Origin of the sequence: Pseudomonas sp. ICMP 8385 (genome assembly GCF_002699915.1) — a bacterium.
GTDB lineage: Bacteria > Pseudomonadota > Gammaproteobacteria > Pseudomonadales > Pseudomonadaceae > Aquipseudomonas > Aquipseudomonas gessardii.
On sequence record NZ_LKBY01000098.1, the window covers coordinates 70,172 to 87,947 of the forward strand.

Genomic DNA, 17,776 nt, shown 5'->3' on the forward strand with positions numbered 1-17,776 from the left:
TACCAAGCAACCTAACTATTTGTTTGACATTCGCTGCCTAAGCAGTAATATTTCGTCACATATTGGCTGCCTAGGCAGTAATAAGGTGACTTTCGATGGCACACTTCACCCCGGAAAACTTTCATAACTGCCATCTAGGCCTGTTGCTGGGCCGCGCCGCGATTCTCAAGGACCGCATCATCGACACCCATATGGAACCCCACGGCATCACCGCCGCGCAGTTCAAGGTGTTGATCATCATGGCCCAGTTTGGCGTCGACACCCCGGCGGAACTGTGCCGCCACCTGTCCCTGGACAGCGGCTCGATGACCCGCATGCTCGACCGCCTGGAGCAAAAAGACCTGCTGGCGCGTAAGCGTTCCGAACAGGACCGACGCCAGGTGCAACTGGTGCTCACTGCCGCCGGCCAACGCCTGGCGGACAGGCTGCCGCACATCGGCGCCCAGGCCCTTAACCAACTGGCCGGCGCGCTGGAGCCCGGCGAGTTGCAGACCCTGGAACACATCCTCAAAAAAATCCTTATCGCGGCAGGTGATCCCATCACGCTCCAGCGCGTAGGGCGTACTGATTAACCCGAGGTACTGGTCATGGCGACTGCCCAAACAAACAACACCGCTGAACCCCAACCCAACGACAGCAACCCGCGCAAACGCAAAGTCCTGTTGCTGGGCCTGGCGCTGCTCGTCGTGCTCGGCGTCGTGGGCGTGTGGGGTTGGTACACGCTGTATGGCCGCTGGAGCGAGAGCACCGACGATGCCTACGTCAACGGCAACGTGGTGGAAATCACCCCGTTGGTCACCGGCACCGTGGTCAGCATTGGTGCCGACGATGGCGACCTGGTCCATGAAGGCCAGGTGCTGATCAACTTCGACCCCAACGACGCAGCCGTCGGCCTGCAAAGCGCCCAGGCCAACCTGGCGCGCACGGTGCGCCAGGTGCGCGGCCTGTACAGCAATGTGGATGGCATGAAGGCCCAGGTGCTGGCGCAAAAAGCCCAGGTGCAAACCGCCCAGGACAACTTCAACCGCCGCCGAATCCTGGCACAGGGTGGGGCGATTTCCCTGGAAGAACTGTCCCATGCCCGCGATGCCCTGAGCGCGGCGAGCAACTCACTGGCCAACCTGCAACAGCAGCTCAATACCTCCACCGCGTTGGTGGATGACACGGTGATTTCGTCCCACCCGGATGTGCAGGCCGCTGCCGCGCAACTGCGCCAGGCCTACCTGGCCTATGCGCGCAGCACCCTGATTGCACCGGTCACCGGCTACGTGGCCAAGCGCACTGTGCAACTGGGCCAGCGGGTTGAGCCAGGGACTGCGTTGATGGCAGTGATTCCCCTGGACCAACTGTGGATCGATGCCAACTTCAAGGAAACCCAACTGCGCAATATGCGGATCGGCCAGCCAGTGGATATCGAGACCGACCTCTATGGCAGCGATGTGAAGTACAGCGGCACCATCGACAGCCTCGGTGCTGGCACCGGTAGCGCCTTTGCCCTGCTGCCGGCGCAGAACGCCACCGGTAACTGGATCAAGATCGTGCAACGGGTGCCGGTGCGTATTCATATCAATGCCCAGGAGTTGGCCCAGCACCCGTTGCGGGTGGGCTTGTCGACCCTGGTGAACGTCAACTTGCACGACCAAAGCGGCCCGGTGCTGGCGCAACAGCCGCCGCAAAAAGCATCGTTCAGTACCCCGGTGTATGACCGCCAGTTGGCCGAGGCCGACGCGATGATCACCCGGTTGATCCATGACAACAGCGTGGCCGCGCCCAAGGCAGCACAACGCTGATGAGCCATAACGCCTCCTTCACGCCGCCCAGCTTGCTGATGGCCACCATTGGCCTGTCCCTGGCGACCTTTATGCAGGTGCTCGACACCACCATCGCCAACGTGGCGTTGCCGACCATCTCCGGCAACCTGGGGGTGAGTTCGGAGCAGGGCACCTGGGTCATCACCTCATTTGCCGTGAGCAATGCCATCGCGCTGCCGCTGACCGGCTGGTTGAGCCGGCGTTTTGGCGAGGTGAAGCTGTTTTTATGGGCCACCCTGTTGTTTGTGCTGGCCTCGTTCCTGTGCGGTGTCTCCACTTCGATGCCCGAGCTGATCGGCTTCCGGGTCCTGCAAGGCCTGGTGGCGGGCCCGTTGTACCCGATGACCCAGACCCTGCTGATCGCGGTGTACCCACCGGCCAGGCGCGGCATGGCCCTGGCATTGCTGGCGATGGTCACGGTGGTCGCGCCGATTGCCGGGCCCATCCTCGGCGGCTGGATTACCGACAGCTACAGCTGGCCGTGGATCTTCTTTATCAACGTGCCCATCGGGATTTTTGCGGTGATGGTGGTGCGTGCGCAGCTCAAGAAACGCCCGGTGGTCACCAGCCACCAGCCGATGGACTATGTCGGGCTGCTAAGCCTGATCGTCGGGGTCGGTGCCTTGCAGATCATCCTCGACAAGGGCAATGACCTGGACTGGTTCGAGTCCAATTTCATCCTCATCGGTACGGCGATCTCGGTGATCGCCCTGGCGGTGTTCGTGATCTGGGAAATGACCGACAAACACCCGGTGGTCAACCTGCGCCTGTTTGCCCACCGCAACTTTCGTATTGGCACCATTGTGCTGGTGCTGGGCTACGCCGGGTTCTTCGGGATCAACCTGATCCTGCCGCAATGGCTGCAGACACAGATGGGCTACACCGCCACCTGGGCCGGGCTGGCGGTGGCGCCGATCGGCATCCTGCCGGTGTTGATGTCGCCGTTTGTCGGCAAGTATGCGCACAGGTTAGACCTGCGCCTGCTGGCCGGCCTGGCATTCCTGGCGATGGGCCTGAGTTGCTTTATGCGCGCCAGCTTCACCCATGAAGTGGACTTCCAGCACATCGCCATGGTGCAGCTATTCATGGGCATCGGTGTGGCGCTGTTCTTCATGCCGACCTTGAGCATCCTGATGTCCGACCTGCCACCGCACCAGATCGCCGACGGCGCTGGCCTGGCGACCTTCCTGCGGACCCTGGGTGGCAGCTTTGCCGCATCGCTGACCACCTGGATCTGGATTCGCCGGGCGGACCAGCACCATGCCTACATGAACGAGAGCATGAGTGTGTACGACTCGGCCACCCGCGATGCACTGGACACCCTGGGCGGCGCCGGCCACAAGGCCTATGCGCAACTGGACCAGATCCTCACCAGCCAGGCGTACATGATGTCCACCGTGGATTACTTCACGCTGCTGGGGTGGATGTTCATGGGCTTGATCCTGCTGGTGTGGCTGGCCAGGCCGCCGTTTATGGCGAAGGCGGGGCCGGCGGCGTCAGGTCACTGATCTTGCAGGGCAATGCAATCAACATGTGGGAGCTGGCAAGCCAGCTCCCACATGTTGATCGGTGTTGTGCCTGGGGTTATGCGCCCGGCAACGCTAACTGCGGATTGACGAAGTCAAACGCCGCCAGTTGAAACCCTTGCTCATCCACCTGCAACGCCCATCCCTGCTTGTCCCAATCCCCGAGCACGATGCGCTTGGCCGCCTGTTCGCCAATCTGCAATTTGTGGATGGCCGGGCGGTGGGTGTGGCCGTGGACCAGGGTCCGTACGCCGAAGGCCTGCATCACCCGTGGCACTTCCTCGGGCGTCACATCGACAATGTCGTTGGCCTTCATGCGCGTCTGGGCACGGCTTTCACTGCGCAGCTTGCGCGCCAGTCTATGGCGGGTGCGCAAGGGCAGGTGACGCAGGATAAACAGCACGACGGGGTTACGCAGGATGCGCCGCAGCTTCATATAGCCGAGGTCGCGGGTACACAGGCTGTCGCCGTGCATCAACAGCACGGGCTCGCCATACATCTGCACGACGCTGGGGTCCTTGAGCAAGGTCGCGCCTGCTGCTTTGCAGAACGCCTTGCCGATCAGGAAATCGCGGTTGCCGTGCATCAGGAATATTTGGGTGCCGCTGTCGCTCAGCTCACGTAGAGCCGCGCAAATCGAACGCTGGAACGGGGTCATGCCATCGTCGCCAATCCAGGCTTCAAAAAAGTCCCCGAGGATGTACAACGCTTGCGCGCCACGGGCGCGGCCGTGGAGTAAATCCAGAAACGCCCGGGTAATGTCCGGGCGCTCCTCTTCCAGATGCAAATCTGAAATCAGCAATATCACGCAATGATCTCGGCTTTCTCGATGATCACGTCGTCTGCGGGTACGTCCTGGTGGCCGGACTTCATGGTGGTGGAAACCCCCTTGATCTTGTCCACGACGTCGGTGCCTTCGGTGACTTTACCGAATACCGCGTAACCCCAACCCTGCACGGTCTTGGCGCTGTGGTTGAGGAAGGCGTTGTCGGCCACGTTGATGAAGAACTGCGCGGAGGCCGAATGCGGCTCCATGGTACGGGCCATGGCGACGGTGTACTTGTCGTTGGAAAGACCGTTGTCCGCTTCGTTCTGGATGCTTGGACGCTTGTCTTTCTTTTCTTTCATGCCGGGCTCGAAACCGCCGCCCTGGATCATGAAGTTGCCGATGACACGGTGGAAAACGGTGTTTTCGTAGTGGCCGGCGTTAACGTATTCGATGAAGTTGGCGACGGTGGTCGGCGCTTTCTCGGCGTTCAGTTCGATGACGATGTCACCGTGGTTGGTGGTCAGTTTGACTTGAGTCATGTTCATTACTCTTTTCAGGGAATTCGTGGGTTCGGACGCCTGGGCACCCAACCGGGTTGGCTAAACTGCGACCAAGGCGCGCAGTTTAGCGTGCCCGTCAGGAATTTCGAGGTGGTTTTTTACCGCCCGGGTAATTAAAGCAGCAGTTTTTGGTCGTGCTCTGTCAGGCGGTTGACAGGTTCGGCTATGATAAGCCCTTTGTTTTATCGGCCCTACTTCGGGCCACGTACTTCGTCTGTTCAAGGATCCTATGAGCAAGCCCACTGTCGACCCTACCTCGAATTCCAAGGCCGGACCTGCCGTCCCGGTCAATTTCCTGCGCCCGATCATCCAGGCGGACCTGGATTCGGGCAAGCACACGCAGATCGTCACCCGTTTCCCGCCTGAGCCCAACGGTTACCTGCACATCGGCCATGCCAAGTCGATTTGTGTGAACTTCGGCTTGGCCCAGGAGTTCGGTGGCGTCACGCACCTGCGTTTCGACGACACCAACCCGGCCAAGGAAGACCAGGAATACATCGACGCCATCGAAAGCGACATCAAGTGGCTGGGCTTTGAATGGTCCGGTGAAGTGCGCTATGCCTCCAAGTATTTCGACCAGTTGTTCGACTGGGCCGTGGAGCTGATCAAGGCCGGCAAGGCCTATGTCGACGACCTGACCCCGGAGCAGGCCAAGGAATACCGCGGCAGCTTGACTGAGCCTGGCAAGAACAGCCCGTTCCGCGAGCGTTCGGTAGAAGAGAACCTGGACTGGTTCACCCGCATGCGCGACGGCGAGTTCCCGGACGGCGCCCGCGTACTGCGGGCCAAGATCGACATGGCCTCGCCGAACATGAACCTGCGCGACCCGATCATGTACCGCATCCGCCACGCCCATCACCACCAGACCGGTGACAAGTGGTGCATCTATCCCAACTACGATTTCACCCACGGTCAGTCGGACGCCATCGAAGGCATCACCCACTCCATCTGCACCCTTGAGTTTGAAAGCCATCGCCCGCTGTACGAATGGTTCCTCGACAGCCTGCCGGTGCCGGCGCACCCGCGTCAGTACGAGTTCAGCCGCCTGAACCTGAACTACACCATCACCAGCAAGCGCAAGCTCAAGCAACTGGTCGATGAAAAGCACGTGTTCGGCTGGGATGACCCACGCATGTCGACCCTGTCGGGCTTCCGCCGTCGCGGTTACACCCCGGCATCGATCCGCAACTTCTGCGAGATGGTCGGCACCAACCGCTCCGACGGTGTGGTTGACTACGGCATGCTTGAGTTCAGCATCCGCCAGGACCTCGACGCGAACGCACCGCGCGCCATGTGCGTGCTGCGTCCGTTGAAAGTCGTGATCACCAACTACCCAGAAGGCCAGGTCGAGCACCTCGAACTGCCGCGCCATCCACAGAAAGAAGAGCTGGGCGTGCGCAAGCTGCCGTTCGCTCGTGAAATCTACATCGACCGCGATGACTTCATGGAAGCGCCGCCCAAGGGCTACAAGCGCCTGGAGCCGAACGGCGAAGTGCGCCTGCGCGGCAGCTACGTGATCCGCGCCGATGAAGCGATCAAGGACGCCGAGGGCAACATCGTCGAACTGCGTTGCTCCTACGATCCAGACACCCTGGGCAAGAACCCGGAAGGCCGCAAGGTCAAAGGCGTGGTGCACTGGGTGCCGGCGGCGGCCAGCATCGAGTGCGAAGTGCGCCTGTACGATCGTCTGTTCCGTTCGGCCAACCCCGAGAAGGCCGAAGACAGCGCCAGCTTCCTGGACAACATCAACCCTGACTCCCTGCAAGTGCTGACCGGTTGTCGTGCCGAACCGTCTTTGGGCGACGCACAGCCGGAAGACCGTTTCCAGTTCGAGCGCGAAGGCTACTTCTGCGCGGATATCAAGGACTCGAAACCTGGTCAGCCGGTATTCAACCGTACCGTGACCTTGCGTGATTCGTGGGGCCAGTGATTCAGTCTTAAGGATTCGTCGTGCTAACGATCTACAACACGCTCAGCAAGAGTAAAGAAGTCTTCAAGCCGCTGGATGGCAACAAGGTGCGCATGTACGTGTGCGGCATGACCGTGTACGACTATTGCCACATCGGCCACGGCCGCAGCATGGTTGCCTTTGACCTGGTGACCCGCTGGTTGCGTTTCAGCGGCTATGACTTGACCTATGTGCGCAACATCACCGACATCGACGACAAGATCATCAATCGCGCCAATGAAAACGGCGAGTCGTTCGACGCGCTGACCGAGCGCATGATCGCCGCCATGCATGAGGACGAGGCGCGCCTCAATATCCTCAAGCCAGACATGGAACCACGCGCCACGGACCATATCCCTGGCATGCACGCGATGATCCAGACCTTGATCGACAAGGGCTACGCCTACGCCCCGGGCAATGGCGACGTGTACTACCGCGTCGCCAAGTTCATGGGCTACGGCAAGCTGTCGCGCAAGAAAATCGAAGACCTGCGCATCGGCGCCCGCATCGAAGTCGACGAAGCCAAGCAAGACCCGCTGGACTTCGTGCTGTGGAAGGCCACCAAGCCCGGAGAGCCGAGCTGGGAATCGCCCTGGGGCGCCGGGCGTCCGGGCTGGCACATCGAATGCTCGGTGATGTCCACCTGCTGCCTGGGCGAGACCTTCGACATTCATGGCGGCGGCAGCGATCTTGAGTTCCCGCACCACGAAAACGAAATTGCCCAAAGCGAAGCGGCCACCGGCAAGACCTACGCCAACGCGTGGATGCATTGCGGCATGATTCGCATCAATGGCGAGAAGATGTCCAAGTCCTTGAACAACTTCTTCACCATCCGCGACGTGCTGGAAAAGTATCACCCGGAGGTTGTGCGTTACCTGCTGGTATCGAGCCATTACCGCAGCGCCATCAACTACTCGGAAGACAACCTCAAGGACGCCAAGGGCGCCCTGGAACGGTTCTACCACGCCTTGAAAGGCCTGCCGGTGGTGGCGCCGGCCGGTGGCGAGGCATTTGTTGAACGCTTCACCACGGTGATGAACGACGACTTCGGCACCCCCGAAGCCTGCGCGGTGCTGTTCGAGATGGTCCGCGAGATCAACCGCCTGCGCGAGAGCGATCTCGCCGCTGCGGCCGGCCTGGCGGCCCGCCTCAAGGAACTGGCCAGCGTGCTGGGCGTGCTGCAAATGGAAGCCGACGACTTCCTGCAAGCCGGCGCCGAAGGGCGTGTGGACGCAGCCCAAGTCGACGCCCTGATCCAGGCCCGCCTGAATGCCCGTGCCAACAAGGACTGGGCAGAGTCCGACCGCATCCGCGACCAACTCACCGCCATGGGCGTGGTGTTGGAAGACGGCAAGGGCGGGACGACGTGGCGTTTGGCTGACTGACGGCTGATTGCTTCAAACTGAATAAAACGCCCCGACTGGTTCGGGGCGTTTTTGTGTGTGGTGGTTTTGTGAGTCAAGGCTGCTCAACCGTTAATCGGCCTCTACTCAGATAACAACCTTAGATAAGGAGGTGCCGGACTGACTGCATAAGCGCAACTTTTTGCGTCATTGCAGATCGTTTCATGGTGTTGGTCATTCTTGAAGTGCAGGGCAACCCCGTCGTCAGCTGCGTAAGCGGGGTGCACTCCCTTGAGTTTCACAAGCTCAACAAATGATTCTGCTCTTCCTGCCTCTGAGCTGAAATGCGGACACAGCGCGCCGGGAAGTAAGCCCAGGCCATCAATCAGGGCGAAGGCTCCCCCTGAGTCGGAGTGGCCGTAGTCGAACCAGCAAATGGCTCCGGCACTGACACCACAAAGCACCTTGCCACTTTCCCATGCCTTCCTTAGCAAGCCAACTACACCAAACTCGCGCCAAATAGCTAACATGGCGCGCGTATTCCCGCCTGCTACATAAACGATGTCGGCCTGTTCAAACAACGATGCAATATGGCCAGCGTCGGGAAACGGCGGAATAAAAAACGTCAAGCAGGTGACAGTGCAACCGATGCTTTCGTATTTGGTGATGAAGTCGGAAATTTTCAGGCGGTCATCGCCATTGGCTGTGGAGATATAGAGAACGGTGGGATGTGCTTTGCCCGAGATTGCGACGATGTGTTCGTCAATGCGAGTCATGCAGGTCATTTTCTCGGCTGACTCCCCACCAATAACCATTATGGACTTATCCATCACGACCTCTGCCTCGTCCTGAATTTCCGCTTTTTCAAGGTCTTTGAACACTAGGAAATATAATTCAAACACATTGCTCAAGGTAGCAAAGATCAAAGGTGGGAGCTGTCGAGCCCCAGCGAGGCTGCGATGGCGGCGGCGCTGCCAGTATTTATATTGTGTGAGGCACCGCTATCGCAGCCTCGTTGCGGTTAATGGCAGTCAGATGGGATTTTCCCGTTTATCCGAAGTAGGTCGAACGAATGTGATAGCGACCAGGGAGCTAAAGAAAGGTGGCATCAATTCTTGATACTTCTAATTTTATAAACTGGTCGTTTAGCTCGGGATGTTCATAATGAATTTCCTCACCATGAAATACAGTAAAGGTGTTGAAAATATCGTTGCAGAGCTTGCCGTAAAGAAAGTAAGCGTACCCATTTCCTTTTTTCTCAACTAGGCGGTCGATAGAGGTAACGCTTTGAATTTCATAGTTTTCAGTAAGAGTCAACGTCAACTCAATGTCGTAGGTGTTGCCTATTGAGATTTCATAAGGGTAGACGCTGGCAAAGCAGTTTACAGTGATACCGTCGATGACAAGCGTGACGTCTTCGTCCACATGTTCGTTGATCGCCACTACCAGCGCCTTTTTTAGGTTATTCGGTGTAGGGTCTGATGATTTTTTCAGTGGCGTTGCCATTTATGGTTCTCCAAAATTCTTTACCACTTTTTGTGTGCAAAGTTGTTATTTGACCTGCGTTATTGACACCCGGACTAAGGGGGCGGATCTGTTTAACGCTGCGCAAGAACACTGATCGTGAGTGTTTCCGCCGTTCATACAGAGATTAATGGCTCGTGGGCGGACCAATGGGAGCTTACTGCTGTATTGACTCGCGATTAAATAGAGTTGTCCCGTTTATCCATTTTTCGTTGTCTCTCCGTGGTAGCGGATAAGGCATTCGAGCAGTACTTCCATGAACTGTCTTTGGTCTATTATTTCGTCTTCAAAATAAGTATCTAAAAGATAAAAAACGGAGTCGAAAGTGTCGTTGATTGACAGGTAGTGGCTAATCGTATTTATAAACCATTGTTGTTCCTCTTTCGTATACGTGAAGAATTCAGGCTTTGTCAGAGTGTCGAATAGTTCAGAGAGCTCTTTTCGGTCATTGACATTTTTTGATACTATGATTTCCTCTCTTTCCAGATTTTTTGTGTTTTCTATATTGTATGTGAAAAGCAAGCCGCGAATTATTGATAGTTTTGGCTGTCGTTTCATTTTAAAAGTCCGTATAAGGCGATAAAGAAGGCGGATCTATTTAATAAAAGGTAAAGGGGGCGGATCTATTTAACAAAGTGCACAGATGACGACTATAAGCGTTTGCCGAGTATCACACCTTAGTGGTTGGCTTCATCCAGGCGCACAAGTTAAGAGGGGCATTAATGGCGGACTTTTTTAATTGGCTCGGGATTAAATATGTCCGTCACTTTTTATCAACGCTCATCACACCGTAGTGGATGGTTTCATCCAAGCATACAAACTCAGGAATGATAGGCGATCAATGACGGATCTATTACTGCATCGACTCGCGATCAAATAGATCTGTCCCGTACTTCTCTTTGATGTTTAAGCCCAGAGCACGCAATCATGGTCATCCAGATGAACCAAAAACGATAGATTATGATCAGTGACCCAGAACGGATAACCAGTTGTTTCGCCTATTAGCAGCGCAAGATCTTTTGCGTTTTCGAGTTTCCATGCTCTATAACTAGTCTCAAAAACCAAAAGAATGAGGTCGTTCTTTTTTATTCGGCCTGGTATTTCCTTCCAAAAATCAGGGTTGTGTTCGGTGTGTTTTTCGTTGAAATCTACTGGATCTAGTACATTTTTTTCGGTTTTAAAATATTTTTTGGTTAAAGTGGATATTAATGTTTCAAGCTCTTCAGAGTTGAGCTTTCTTGAGGCGATGTTCAACGTGTTTAGAGTTTCATCTAATTCTTTTTCTAGATGATTCATCACGGTGCTCCGATTCGTGAGCCGATAAATGGGCCGGATCTATTTAACAAAGTGTACAGATAACGACTGTAAGCGTTTGCCGAGCATCATGCCTTAGTGGTTGGCTTCATCCAGATGCACAAGTTAAAGGGGAGTGGGGCGTTAAGATATTGATTTTCAAGTAAATAGCTCCCGTCTAGACGTTTGTTGGGTAAGGGGGGAAGGGACGGACCTATTATTGCATTGACTTACGATCAAATAGAATCGTCCCGTTTGTTACGTTTGGTAGTGTATATGTTTTGTGTGTAGTCAAGTTTTTTAGCTGTATAGCTACCTGCAATTACTATAAAAATCACATCGCCTCCATCACTGGATGTGAAGCAATAACTAGTCCCTGTCTCATTTGGATCTACTCTTGTTGCCTCCACTGAGAGAGGCGTGTCAGTGGTTTCGTACATTTCGGATATTTCAGATCCGATCGCACCTATCCCTTGGAAGGCAATTAGTTCGTGGAAGGTTATTAGCCATAGCTGCTCCTGCCAGTCTGAAAACTCTATCGATAGCGTGCTTCTATCGCACATTAGTTTTTCTATTGTTCCGTCTGAAACGGGAAATTTCTTCATCTTAAGATCCTGGATGTTTTTCGATAAAGGGGACCGATCTATCGCAGTATTGACTCGCGATTAAATAGATTTGTCCCGTTTATCCGCACGCACCTATTGAAATTAACCATTGCTTATAAAAAGTCGCTTGGTCTTGCGGGTCATTTGTCAGATTGTGTTCTTCGTAGTCGAATATATGAACGATATCTTCGTGGGTGGCGTGTTTGCCTAAGGTCAGCTCATATGCAACCAAACCGGCCGCCATCTGCGAGGCCATGCTGGAAGGTCTGACATTTATTTTTGCGCCTTTACAGAGAAATACTATATGGGGTAGGTCGGTTCTCATTTTTGCGAAACAGTTATATATGTTTGCTTCTCGATAGATTTTTTTGAAATCGTCGGCTTCTGAAAAACCTAACATCATGCGTGTAGAGTCGTATTTTACCTCCGCGTCTACTTTTTGGCCGTCTATGATCGCCTTTATGGTTTTTGTGCGGATATTTCCAAGGGGCTTAAAGTGGCTGGGCATCGGGTGGTCAGGTTGAAAAGAATTTTTCCACTTGGTATGGAATTCAGCTTGTTCTTGAATGTCGTTGGTCAGGTTGTTTTCTTCATGATCGAATATTCGCACCAATTTTTGGTTCGGGTCGCCTAATGTTGACTCATGGAGCGCGACTCCGCTTAGTCTTGTGTATGAAGAGTAAAATACGTTGACTTTTGAGCCTTTGCATAAAAATTTTATGTCGCTGAAGTCTTTGCGTAATAACCCAAAGCTGTGAAAGATACTAGGGGTGGAGTATTTCTTATGGGTTTGATTGGCGAATGTTATATGTAAGGTGCATGTGTGTTTGTCGTATTCGATAGTCGCGGTTTCGATTTTGTTTTTCTTGATTATTTTTATTTCCATGTTTTTCATATTTGGCTTTTTTATGTGCTCTAATGTGTTTTTTTTGTGTAAAGGTCGGTTGTAGGGGTTAAGGGCTTTAGGAAAAATAATTTACCAAGTATGCTGGTCTTCAAGGCTAGCCTTTTGAAGTTCATCTTTCCATTCTTCATTTGCAATGCGATAAATTTCCATGAAGAATCCTCGCGGGTTCTCTATTTCTGTCTCATCCCAAGCCATCGTTATGTGTGCGTTATGGTCACTTTCAAATTCTTTGGCGAAATTGTACTTTGGGTTTTTTAAAGCTTTTTCGAGCTCTAGAATGAGGTAGTAGCGGTGCCTGTAAGATAGGTACATAAGGTCTTTCAGTATAAAAGTCCTAATTATTTTCTCTCTTTCTTGTTTGTTGTTTGGGTCGTATGCTCGAAGTTCTTTTCCAACGGTGTTTTCAAGGTCGTATATTGATAGCGCTCCCAGTATGTGGGAGATATTTGGGATGTAAGGGGTGTCTATAAAGGGGGCTTTTAACATAGTTATTCACTTGGGGAATGCTGTAAATGGTCGTGTAGTGCCTAAGGGGACGGAACTATTTAGCATTGAGCCTATTGCGGTAATTGTTATCTGATTAAATAGCTATCTTAATTTTATGACTCATTTTGCATTGCCTCGGCGTGATAGCGAGTGAGGCATTCAAGCAAAACTTTCATAAATTGTCTCTGGTCAGTAATTTCGTCGTCAAAGTAAGTGTCAAAAAGATAAAAAATCGAATCGAAATTTTCGTCGGTTTTTAAAAAGTGCTCCAGCGTATTAATATGCCATTCTCTCTCTTCTTTTTTGTAATGAAGAAATTCAGGCTTAGTCAGTTTGTCAAACAGTTCTGATAGTTCTCTGTCGTTGTTAATGTTTTTTGAAACGATGAAGCGCTCTCGTTCAGGATCGTCGAAATTATCAAGGCTATACGTAAATAGCAGGCTTCTGATAATTGAAAGTTTTGGTAGTAATTTCATATTAAAATTTCGTATATGCAGTAATGGGCTTTCCGTCTGTGTCTAGTATGACTTTTGCTTTGGTTTGCCTTCCGTAATCTAAGGTTGCTTTTTTGTATCCCTCGCCAATTGTTTTTCCCATATATATAGGTTCGCGCGATGTATCGATATTTGTTCTCCTGAATATAAGCTGTGCTCGATAAATAGCGTTTAGTTGGTCTCTATGGCTAAGGTACCGAGTAGCTGCGCTAGGTATTTTGGGTTGGCCTGCTCTTCTTCCATCAATGTATCTTTCGATCTCTCCTGTGGTTGGGTTTCTAGCTGTCATTACCCGTTCAAATTGAGCATCCAGCGTAGTCTGCGCGCCATGTTTTTCCAGCGATAAAGGGGACGGATCTATTTAACAAAGTGCACAGATGACGATTATAAGCGTTTGCCGAGTATCACGCCTTAGTGGTTAGCTTCATTCAGGCGCACAAGTTAAGGGGGTATTAATGGCGGACCTATTTTTTAATTGGCTCGGGATTAAATATGTCCGTCACTTTTTATCATAAATGCGATTAAATAAATCCTCCTTTTTGTCCAGGGTTACCAGGTGGATGGGTCCTCATGGCTGGCTTTGTCCAGATCGTCTTTCCATTTATCAGTGGCTAATCTATAAACTTCCTCAAAAAAATCTCGAGGATCCTCTATTTCATCTTCATTCCAGGCCATGCTTGTATATTCATCATGATTGTCCTCAAAGAAAGCGTGAAAATTAAAATCTTTGCTGTCTAGAGAGTGCTTCAAGGTTTTCATAAGAGTGTATCTGTGTCTGTATGAAAGCTGCTCGTCTGGATCAAGACAGTATTTGATGATCAGTTTTTCTCTATCTTCTGAGTTGTTTGGGTTGTACTTTGATAGTTCAAATTCTTTGCTCTCTTCTTGGTCATAAATATCAAAAATTCCCACAAAATAATTCAAGCTTGCATCGAAAGATATATGGCTGGAAAGTGGATGGAATAGCATTTTTATCTTCCTTCTTTGGGGGGTAGTGTGAATGCTGTTCCATCTTTAAGGAACTTCATTTCGGATTAGATATGTCCGTCACTTTTATCGCTGATATGCAGGTTCTGGACAAGGCTGTCGATACTGGGCGCATTAAAGTATTGACTTTCAAGTGAATGGCTCTCGTCTAGACGTCTGTGGGGTAAAGTGAAATGCTTGTTGTTTTTAAGTTTACATACTTTGGAGCATGGTCGGGTTTTTCTTTCAGGTCTATAAGGATTATTGAAGATCCAATGCGTAGGGCTGCGTAATTATCATTATTCCCTAAGATCAGTTCTGCAGTTATGTAGGTAATGCTGTCTATGATCTCTATTTTTTCCTCATGTTGGGGTGATTGGGTAATATTATTTTTCCAACAAAAAATATCATTCAGGTCGAATTCAACATCAATATGCTCTCCGATTTTCGGTATCGGGCCTATCCACGTTGCTACACCACATCCGGCAGATGTCTCATAATTAACATAAGGTTTGTCGTTATGAGAAAATATTTTTAGTATTTTTACAATCATTTTATTTCTTCTGTAGTGGTACTCTGATGACTGAGTTGTCGACGTTCATGGTTTTGTTTTTTAGTTCTAAAGTCCATGTTTCTTCATGGTAGTGATGCTTGGTCGGTTTGCTATTCATTTCGTGAGGCCCATAACGAATACTTCTTGTACCATCTGCAGAAACTAACCTGTCGGGGTCTGGTTTTCCAGTTCTTGGATGAATGTTTGTATAGGGGCCATCACCTAAAAACTCACCCCATTTTAGAGTGACTTCTTCTGGTTTTACCGGTTTACTCGCATAGATTTCCTTGTGGTAGCCCATTTCAGGGGTAGTGTTTGATACGACTGAAACCGAAGGTGTTCCTGCGTTGGCCTTCTTTTTTGCTGGATCTCCAATATCAGTGCTTGGCTTACACCCATCCCCACCCGGACACGTATTCAACCCCAAGGGATCCACCCACCCCGTAGGGTTAGGCACATACAAATATCCGTTCACCCCACCGGCCAATTTCACCGGGTCGGGCGTCAGGTAGCGGCCATTATCTGGATTGTAGTAGCGATGCCGGTTGTAATGCAGCCCGCTTTCCTGGTCGAAATACTGCCCCTGAAAACGCAGCGGATTATCGACGGTGCTCACGTCTAGCCGGGTGATTTTCCCGTAGGCAAGGTAGTGGGCGGACCAAACGATTTTGCCTTGCGCGTTGGTCAGTTCCTGCGGCGTACCCAGATGGTCCAGTTGGTAGTGGAAGGCCTGGGNCTCCGTTATCAGCAATCACCTTCGAAACTGTCGACTCTGCAGTTGCTCGATCATGGAAGGTAGAGGCTGTGGGCACGTAAGGTTCGTGCTTTAGTCGCGAGGCCAATTGCTCATTGGTTCTACCAATATGTTTTTTTATCAAATGTCCTCCTGCTGCTTCATGTGCTGCTAACCCGCCACCTGGAACTATTTCGCTATAAGGACCGTCGGCGACTATCGAACCCGAGCAGGCTGCAGTCTTGCAGCTCAACCCCAACGGATCCACCCACCCCGTAGGGTTGGGCACATACAAATACCCGTTCAACCCACCCGCCAACTTCACCGGGTCGGGGGTCAAATAGCGGCCATTATCTGGATTGTAGTAGCGATGCCGGTTGTAATGCAGCCCGCTTTCACGGTCGAAGTATTGCCCCTGAAAACGCAGCGGGTTATCGACGGTGTCCACATCCAACCGGGCGATCTGGCCGTAGGCGAGGTAGTGGGCGGACCAGACGATTTTGCCTTGCGCGTTGGTCAGTTCCTGCGGCGTACCCAGATGGTCCAGTTGGTAGTGGAAGGCCTGGGTATTGGCCGGACCAAACCCTTCCAACAAAGCCAACGGCCTGAAGCTGTCAGGCTCGTAGAGATAACTGCGATGCTGCCCCGCCGTGTGTTCGGCGATGACCTTGTCGCCTTGCCAGAAAAACTCGGTGGTCTTGCCATTGATCACTTTAGCGATACGCCGCCCAAACGGGTCATAGCGATAACTGGCCTGGCTGCCGTCCGGCTGGGTGACGCCGATCAGGCGGTGCNAGGCTCGTAGAGATAGCTGCGGTGCTGCCCCGCCGTGTGCTCGGCGATGATCTTGTCGCCTTGCCAGAAAAACTCGGTGGTCTTGCCATTGATCACTTTAGCGATACGCCGCCCAAACGGGTCATAGCGATAACTGGCCTGGCTGCCGTCCGGCTGGGTGACGCCGATCAGGCGGTGCTGGCAGTCGTAGCGGTATTCGGTCACCCACTGCTGTGCGCGGCCGCGGCGTTCGCGTATGAGATTGCCGAAAGCGTCGTAGTCGTAATGCCGGTCGCCTTGTAGTAACAGGCGGTTGCCGACGACGATGCCGGGCCCTGGGCGGTCTTGCATCAGCAGGTTGTTCGCCGGGTCGTNGGTGACCCACTGCTGTGCGCGGCCACGGCGTTCGCGTATGAGGTTTCCGAAAGCGTCGTAGTCGTAATGCCGGTCGCCTTGCAGTAACAGGCGGTTGCCGACGACGATGCCGGGGCCTGGGCGGTCTTGCATCAGCAGGTTGTTCGCCGGGTCGTGGGCGAAGCGTTCGGTGGGGGCCTGGGAGTGGTCGGCGCGGGTCAGGCGGTCGAGGGGGTCGTAGTGGTAGTCGTGCTGGCCCTTGCGGGTGTCGAGCCGGCGGGTGAGGTTGCCGCTTTTGTCGTAGGTGTAGCGGCGCAGGCCGTGGGCGTGTTCGTGTTGGGCCAGGCGGCCCTGGTCGTCGTAGTGGTAGTGGCTGAGCAGTTGGCCCTGCTGGCGCTGGTGTTCGCGGCCGGCCTGGAACAGGTGTGAGGTGAGGGTCCGGCCATTCAGGTCGACAGTGGCAAGGTGCCCGCCCTTGTCGTGGTTGAAGGTCAGGCGGTTGTTGTCCGGCAGGCGCAAGGTTTCGAGCTGGCCACAGTGGTCGTAGCCATAGCGCAGGGTGCCCCAGCCTTGGTGTNAGGTTTCGAGCTGGCCACAGTGGTCGTAGCCATAGCGCAGGGTGCCCCAGCCTTGGTGTTCGGCAGTCAGGCGATTCTGGTTGTCGTATTCGTAGTGCAGCGGCCAGTGGCCGTCGTCGACGCTGAGGAGGAAGTCAGGCGATTCTGGTTGTCGTATTCGTAGTGCAGCGGCCAGTGGCCGTCGTCGACGCTGAGGAGGTTGCCGAGGCGGTCGTAGGTGTAATCCACGGTGCTGCCATCGGGCAGGGTTTTTCTGATAAGGCGGCCGGCGTGATCGCGCTGGTAGGCGGTAATCAGCTGACGGTCATCATCGCCAAACTCGGTTTTTTCCTGCAGGTGGCCGTTAAGGTCGTAGACGTAGGCGGTGCGTTGGCCGTCGAAGNGGTAATCAGCTGACGGTCATCATCGCCAAACTCGGTTTTTTCCTGCAGGTGGCCGTTAAGGTCGTAGACGTAGGCGGTGCGTTGGCCGTCGAAGCCGGTTTCCTGCTGGATCAGGCCGTTGGCGTGGTAGGCCAGTTGGTAGGTTTCACCGGCTTCGTTTTCGATTTCG

17 protein-coding genes and 3 pseudogenes are annotated in these 17,776 nt (G+C 53.2%); 5 read left to right on the forward strand and 15 right to left on the reverse strand.

The window, feature by feature from the left end:
- Positions 1 to 95 precede the first annotated feature (95 nt).
- Genes AO268_RS14430 through AO268_RS14440 form a run of 3 tightly spaced genes read left to right on the forward strand, consistent with a single transcriptional unit; the run spans position 96 to position 3,319 of the window.
- The gene (locus tag AO268_RS14430; RefSeq protein ID WP_076964746.1) at positions 96 to 572 is read left to right on the forward strand and encodes a MarR family winged helix-turn-helix transcriptional regulator; all 477 of its coding nucleotides are present in this window, start codon (positions 96 to 98) and stop codon (positions 570 to 572) included.
- Positions 573 to 587: 15 nt separating this feature from the next.
- Entirely contained in the window at positions 588 to 1,790 is a 1,203-nt protein-coding gene (locus AO268_RS14435; RefSeq protein WP_099169049.1) for an HlyD family secretion protein, read from the forward strand.
- Positions 1,790 to 3,319, forward strand: coding sequence for a DHA2 family efflux MFS transporter permease subunit (locus AO268_RS14440; RefSeq protein WP_076964744.1), 1,530 nt, complete (start codon positions 1,790 to 1,792; stop codon positions 3,317 to 3,319). Before AO268_RS14435 ends, AO268_RS14440 begins: the two co-directional genes overlap by 1 nt.
- Positions 3,320 to 3,395: 76 nt before the next feature.
- Here AO268_RS14440 and lpxH read toward each other — a convergent pair whose 3' ends face one another.
- Both lpxH and AO268_RS14450 read right to left on the reverse strand, forming a co-directional pair.
- Complete coding sequence (gene lpxH, locus AO268_RS14445; protein ID WP_076964743.1) at positions 3,396 to 4,145, reverse strand: UDP-2,3-diacylglucosamine diphosphatase; 750 nt, start codon at positions 4,143 to 4,145, stop codon at positions 3,396 to 3,398.
- A complete protein-coding gene (locus AO268_RS14450) occupies positions 4,142 to 4,645 on the reverse strand; it encodes a peptidylprolyl isomerase (protein WP_099169050.1) in 504 nt (167 codons plus the stop codon). Before AO268_RS14450 ends, lpxH begins: the two co-directional genes overlap by 4 nt.
- Before the next feature lie 250 nt (positions 4,646 to 4,895).
- Here AO268_RS14450 and AO268_RS14455 point away from each other — a divergent pair, with 250 nt between their 5' ends.
- Both AO268_RS14455 and cysS read left to right on the forward strand, forming a co-directional pair.
- Positions 4,896 to 6,596: a glutamine--tRNA ligase/YqeY domain fusion protein gene (locus AO268_RS14455; protein WP_099169051.1), complete on the forward strand. Its 1,701-nt coding sequence runs from the start codon at positions 4,896 to 4,898 to the stop codon at positions 6,594 to 6,596.
- Between the two features lie 20 nt (positions 6,597 to 6,616).
- Positions 6,617 to 7,999 (forward strand): cysteine--tRNA ligase, encoded by a 1,383-nt coding sequence (cysS, locus tag AO268_RS14460; RefSeq protein ID WP_099169052.1) that lies wholly within the window; start codon positions 6,617 to 6,619, stop codon positions 7,997 to 7,999.
- Between the two features lie 101 nt (positions 8,000 to 8,100).
- On the opposite strand, the gene AO268_RS14465 is transcribed toward cysS, so the two are convergent.
- The 13 genes and pseudogenes from AO268_RS14465 to AO268_RS34005 all read right to left on the reverse strand — a co-directional run.
- The gene (locus tag AO268_RS14465) at positions 8,101 to 8,859 is read right to left on the reverse strand and encodes a peptidase E (protein WP_257154384.1); all 759 of its coding nucleotides are present in this window, start codon (positions 8,857 to 8,859) and stop codon (positions 8,101 to 8,103) included.
- 190 nt (positions 8,860 to 9,049) lie between these two features.
- A complete protein-coding gene (locus AO268_RS14470) occupies positions 9,050 to 9,463 on the reverse strand; it encodes a hypothetical protein (protein WP_099169053.1) in 414 nt (137 codons plus the stop codon).
- 216 nt (positions 9,464 to 9,679) lie between these two features.
- Positions 9,680 to 10,039 (reverse strand): hypothetical protein, encoded by a 360-nt coding sequence (locus tag AO268_RS14475; RefSeq protein WP_076964737.1) that lies wholly within the window; start codon positions 10,037 to 10,039, stop codon positions 9,680 to 9,682.
- A gap of 348 nt (positions 10,040 to 10,387) precedes the next feature.
- The gene (locus tag AO268_RS14480; protein WP_076964736.1) at positions 10,388 to 10,777 is read right to left on the reverse strand and encodes a hypothetical protein; all 390 of its coding nucleotides are present in this window, start codon (positions 10,775 to 10,777) and stop codon (positions 10,388 to 10,390) included.
- 233 nt (positions 10,778 to 11,010) lie between these two features.
- Entirely contained in the window at positions 11,011 to 11,379 is a 369-nt protein-coding gene (locus AO268_RS14485) for a hypothetical protein (RefSeq protein ID WP_099169054.1), read from the reverse strand.
- Positions 11,380 to 11,458: 79 nt separating this feature from the next.
- The gene (locus AO268_RS33190; RefSeq protein ID WP_232243839.1) at positions 11,459 to 12,274 is read right to left on the reverse strand and encodes a hypothetical protein; all 816 of its coding nucleotides are present in this window, start codon (positions 12,272 to 12,274) and stop codon (positions 11,459 to 11,461) included.
- An 81-nt stretch (positions 12,275 to 12,355) separates the two neighbouring features.
- Positions 12,356 to 12,772, reverse strand: coding sequence for a hypothetical protein (locus AO268_RS14500; protein WP_099169055.1), 417 nt, complete (start codon positions 12,770 to 12,772; stop codon positions 12,356 to 12,358).
- Between the two features lie 113 nt (positions 12,773 to 12,885).
- Positions 12,886 to 13,248: a hypothetical protein gene (locus AO268_RS14505; RefSeq protein ID WP_099169056.1), complete on the reverse strand. Its 363-nt coding sequence runs from the start codon at positions 13,246 to 13,248 to the stop codon at positions 12,886 to 12,888.
- A gap of 567 nt (positions 13,249 to 13,815) precedes the next feature.
- Positions 13,816 to 14,235 (reverse strand): hypothetical protein, encoded by a 420-nt coding sequence (locus AO268_RS14515; RefSeq protein ID WP_099169057.1) that lies wholly within the window; start codon positions 14,233 to 14,235, stop codon positions 13,816 to 13,818.
- A 166-nt stretch (positions 14,236 to 14,401) separates the two neighbouring features.
- A complete protein-coding gene (locus AO268_RS32405; protein ID WP_141562818.1) occupies positions 14,402 to 14,785 on the reverse strand; it encodes a hypothetical protein in 384 nt (127 codons plus the stop codon).
- A 372-nt stretch (positions 14,786 to 15,157) separates the two neighbouring features.
- A pseudogene (locus tag AO268_RS33195) lies at positions 15,158 to 15,512 on the reverse strand (RHS repeat-associated core domain-containing protein); the annotation flags it as partial.
- 19 nt (positions 15,513 to 15,531) lie between these two features.
- Positions 15,532 to 16,739, reverse strand: a pseudogene (locus AO268_RS34000) (RHS repeat-associated core domain-containing protein); the annotation flags it as partial.
- Positions 16,740 to 16,898: 159 nt separating this feature from the next.
- Positions 16,899 to 17,776: pseudogene (locus AO268_RS34005) on the reverse strand (hypothetical protein); the annotation flags it as partial.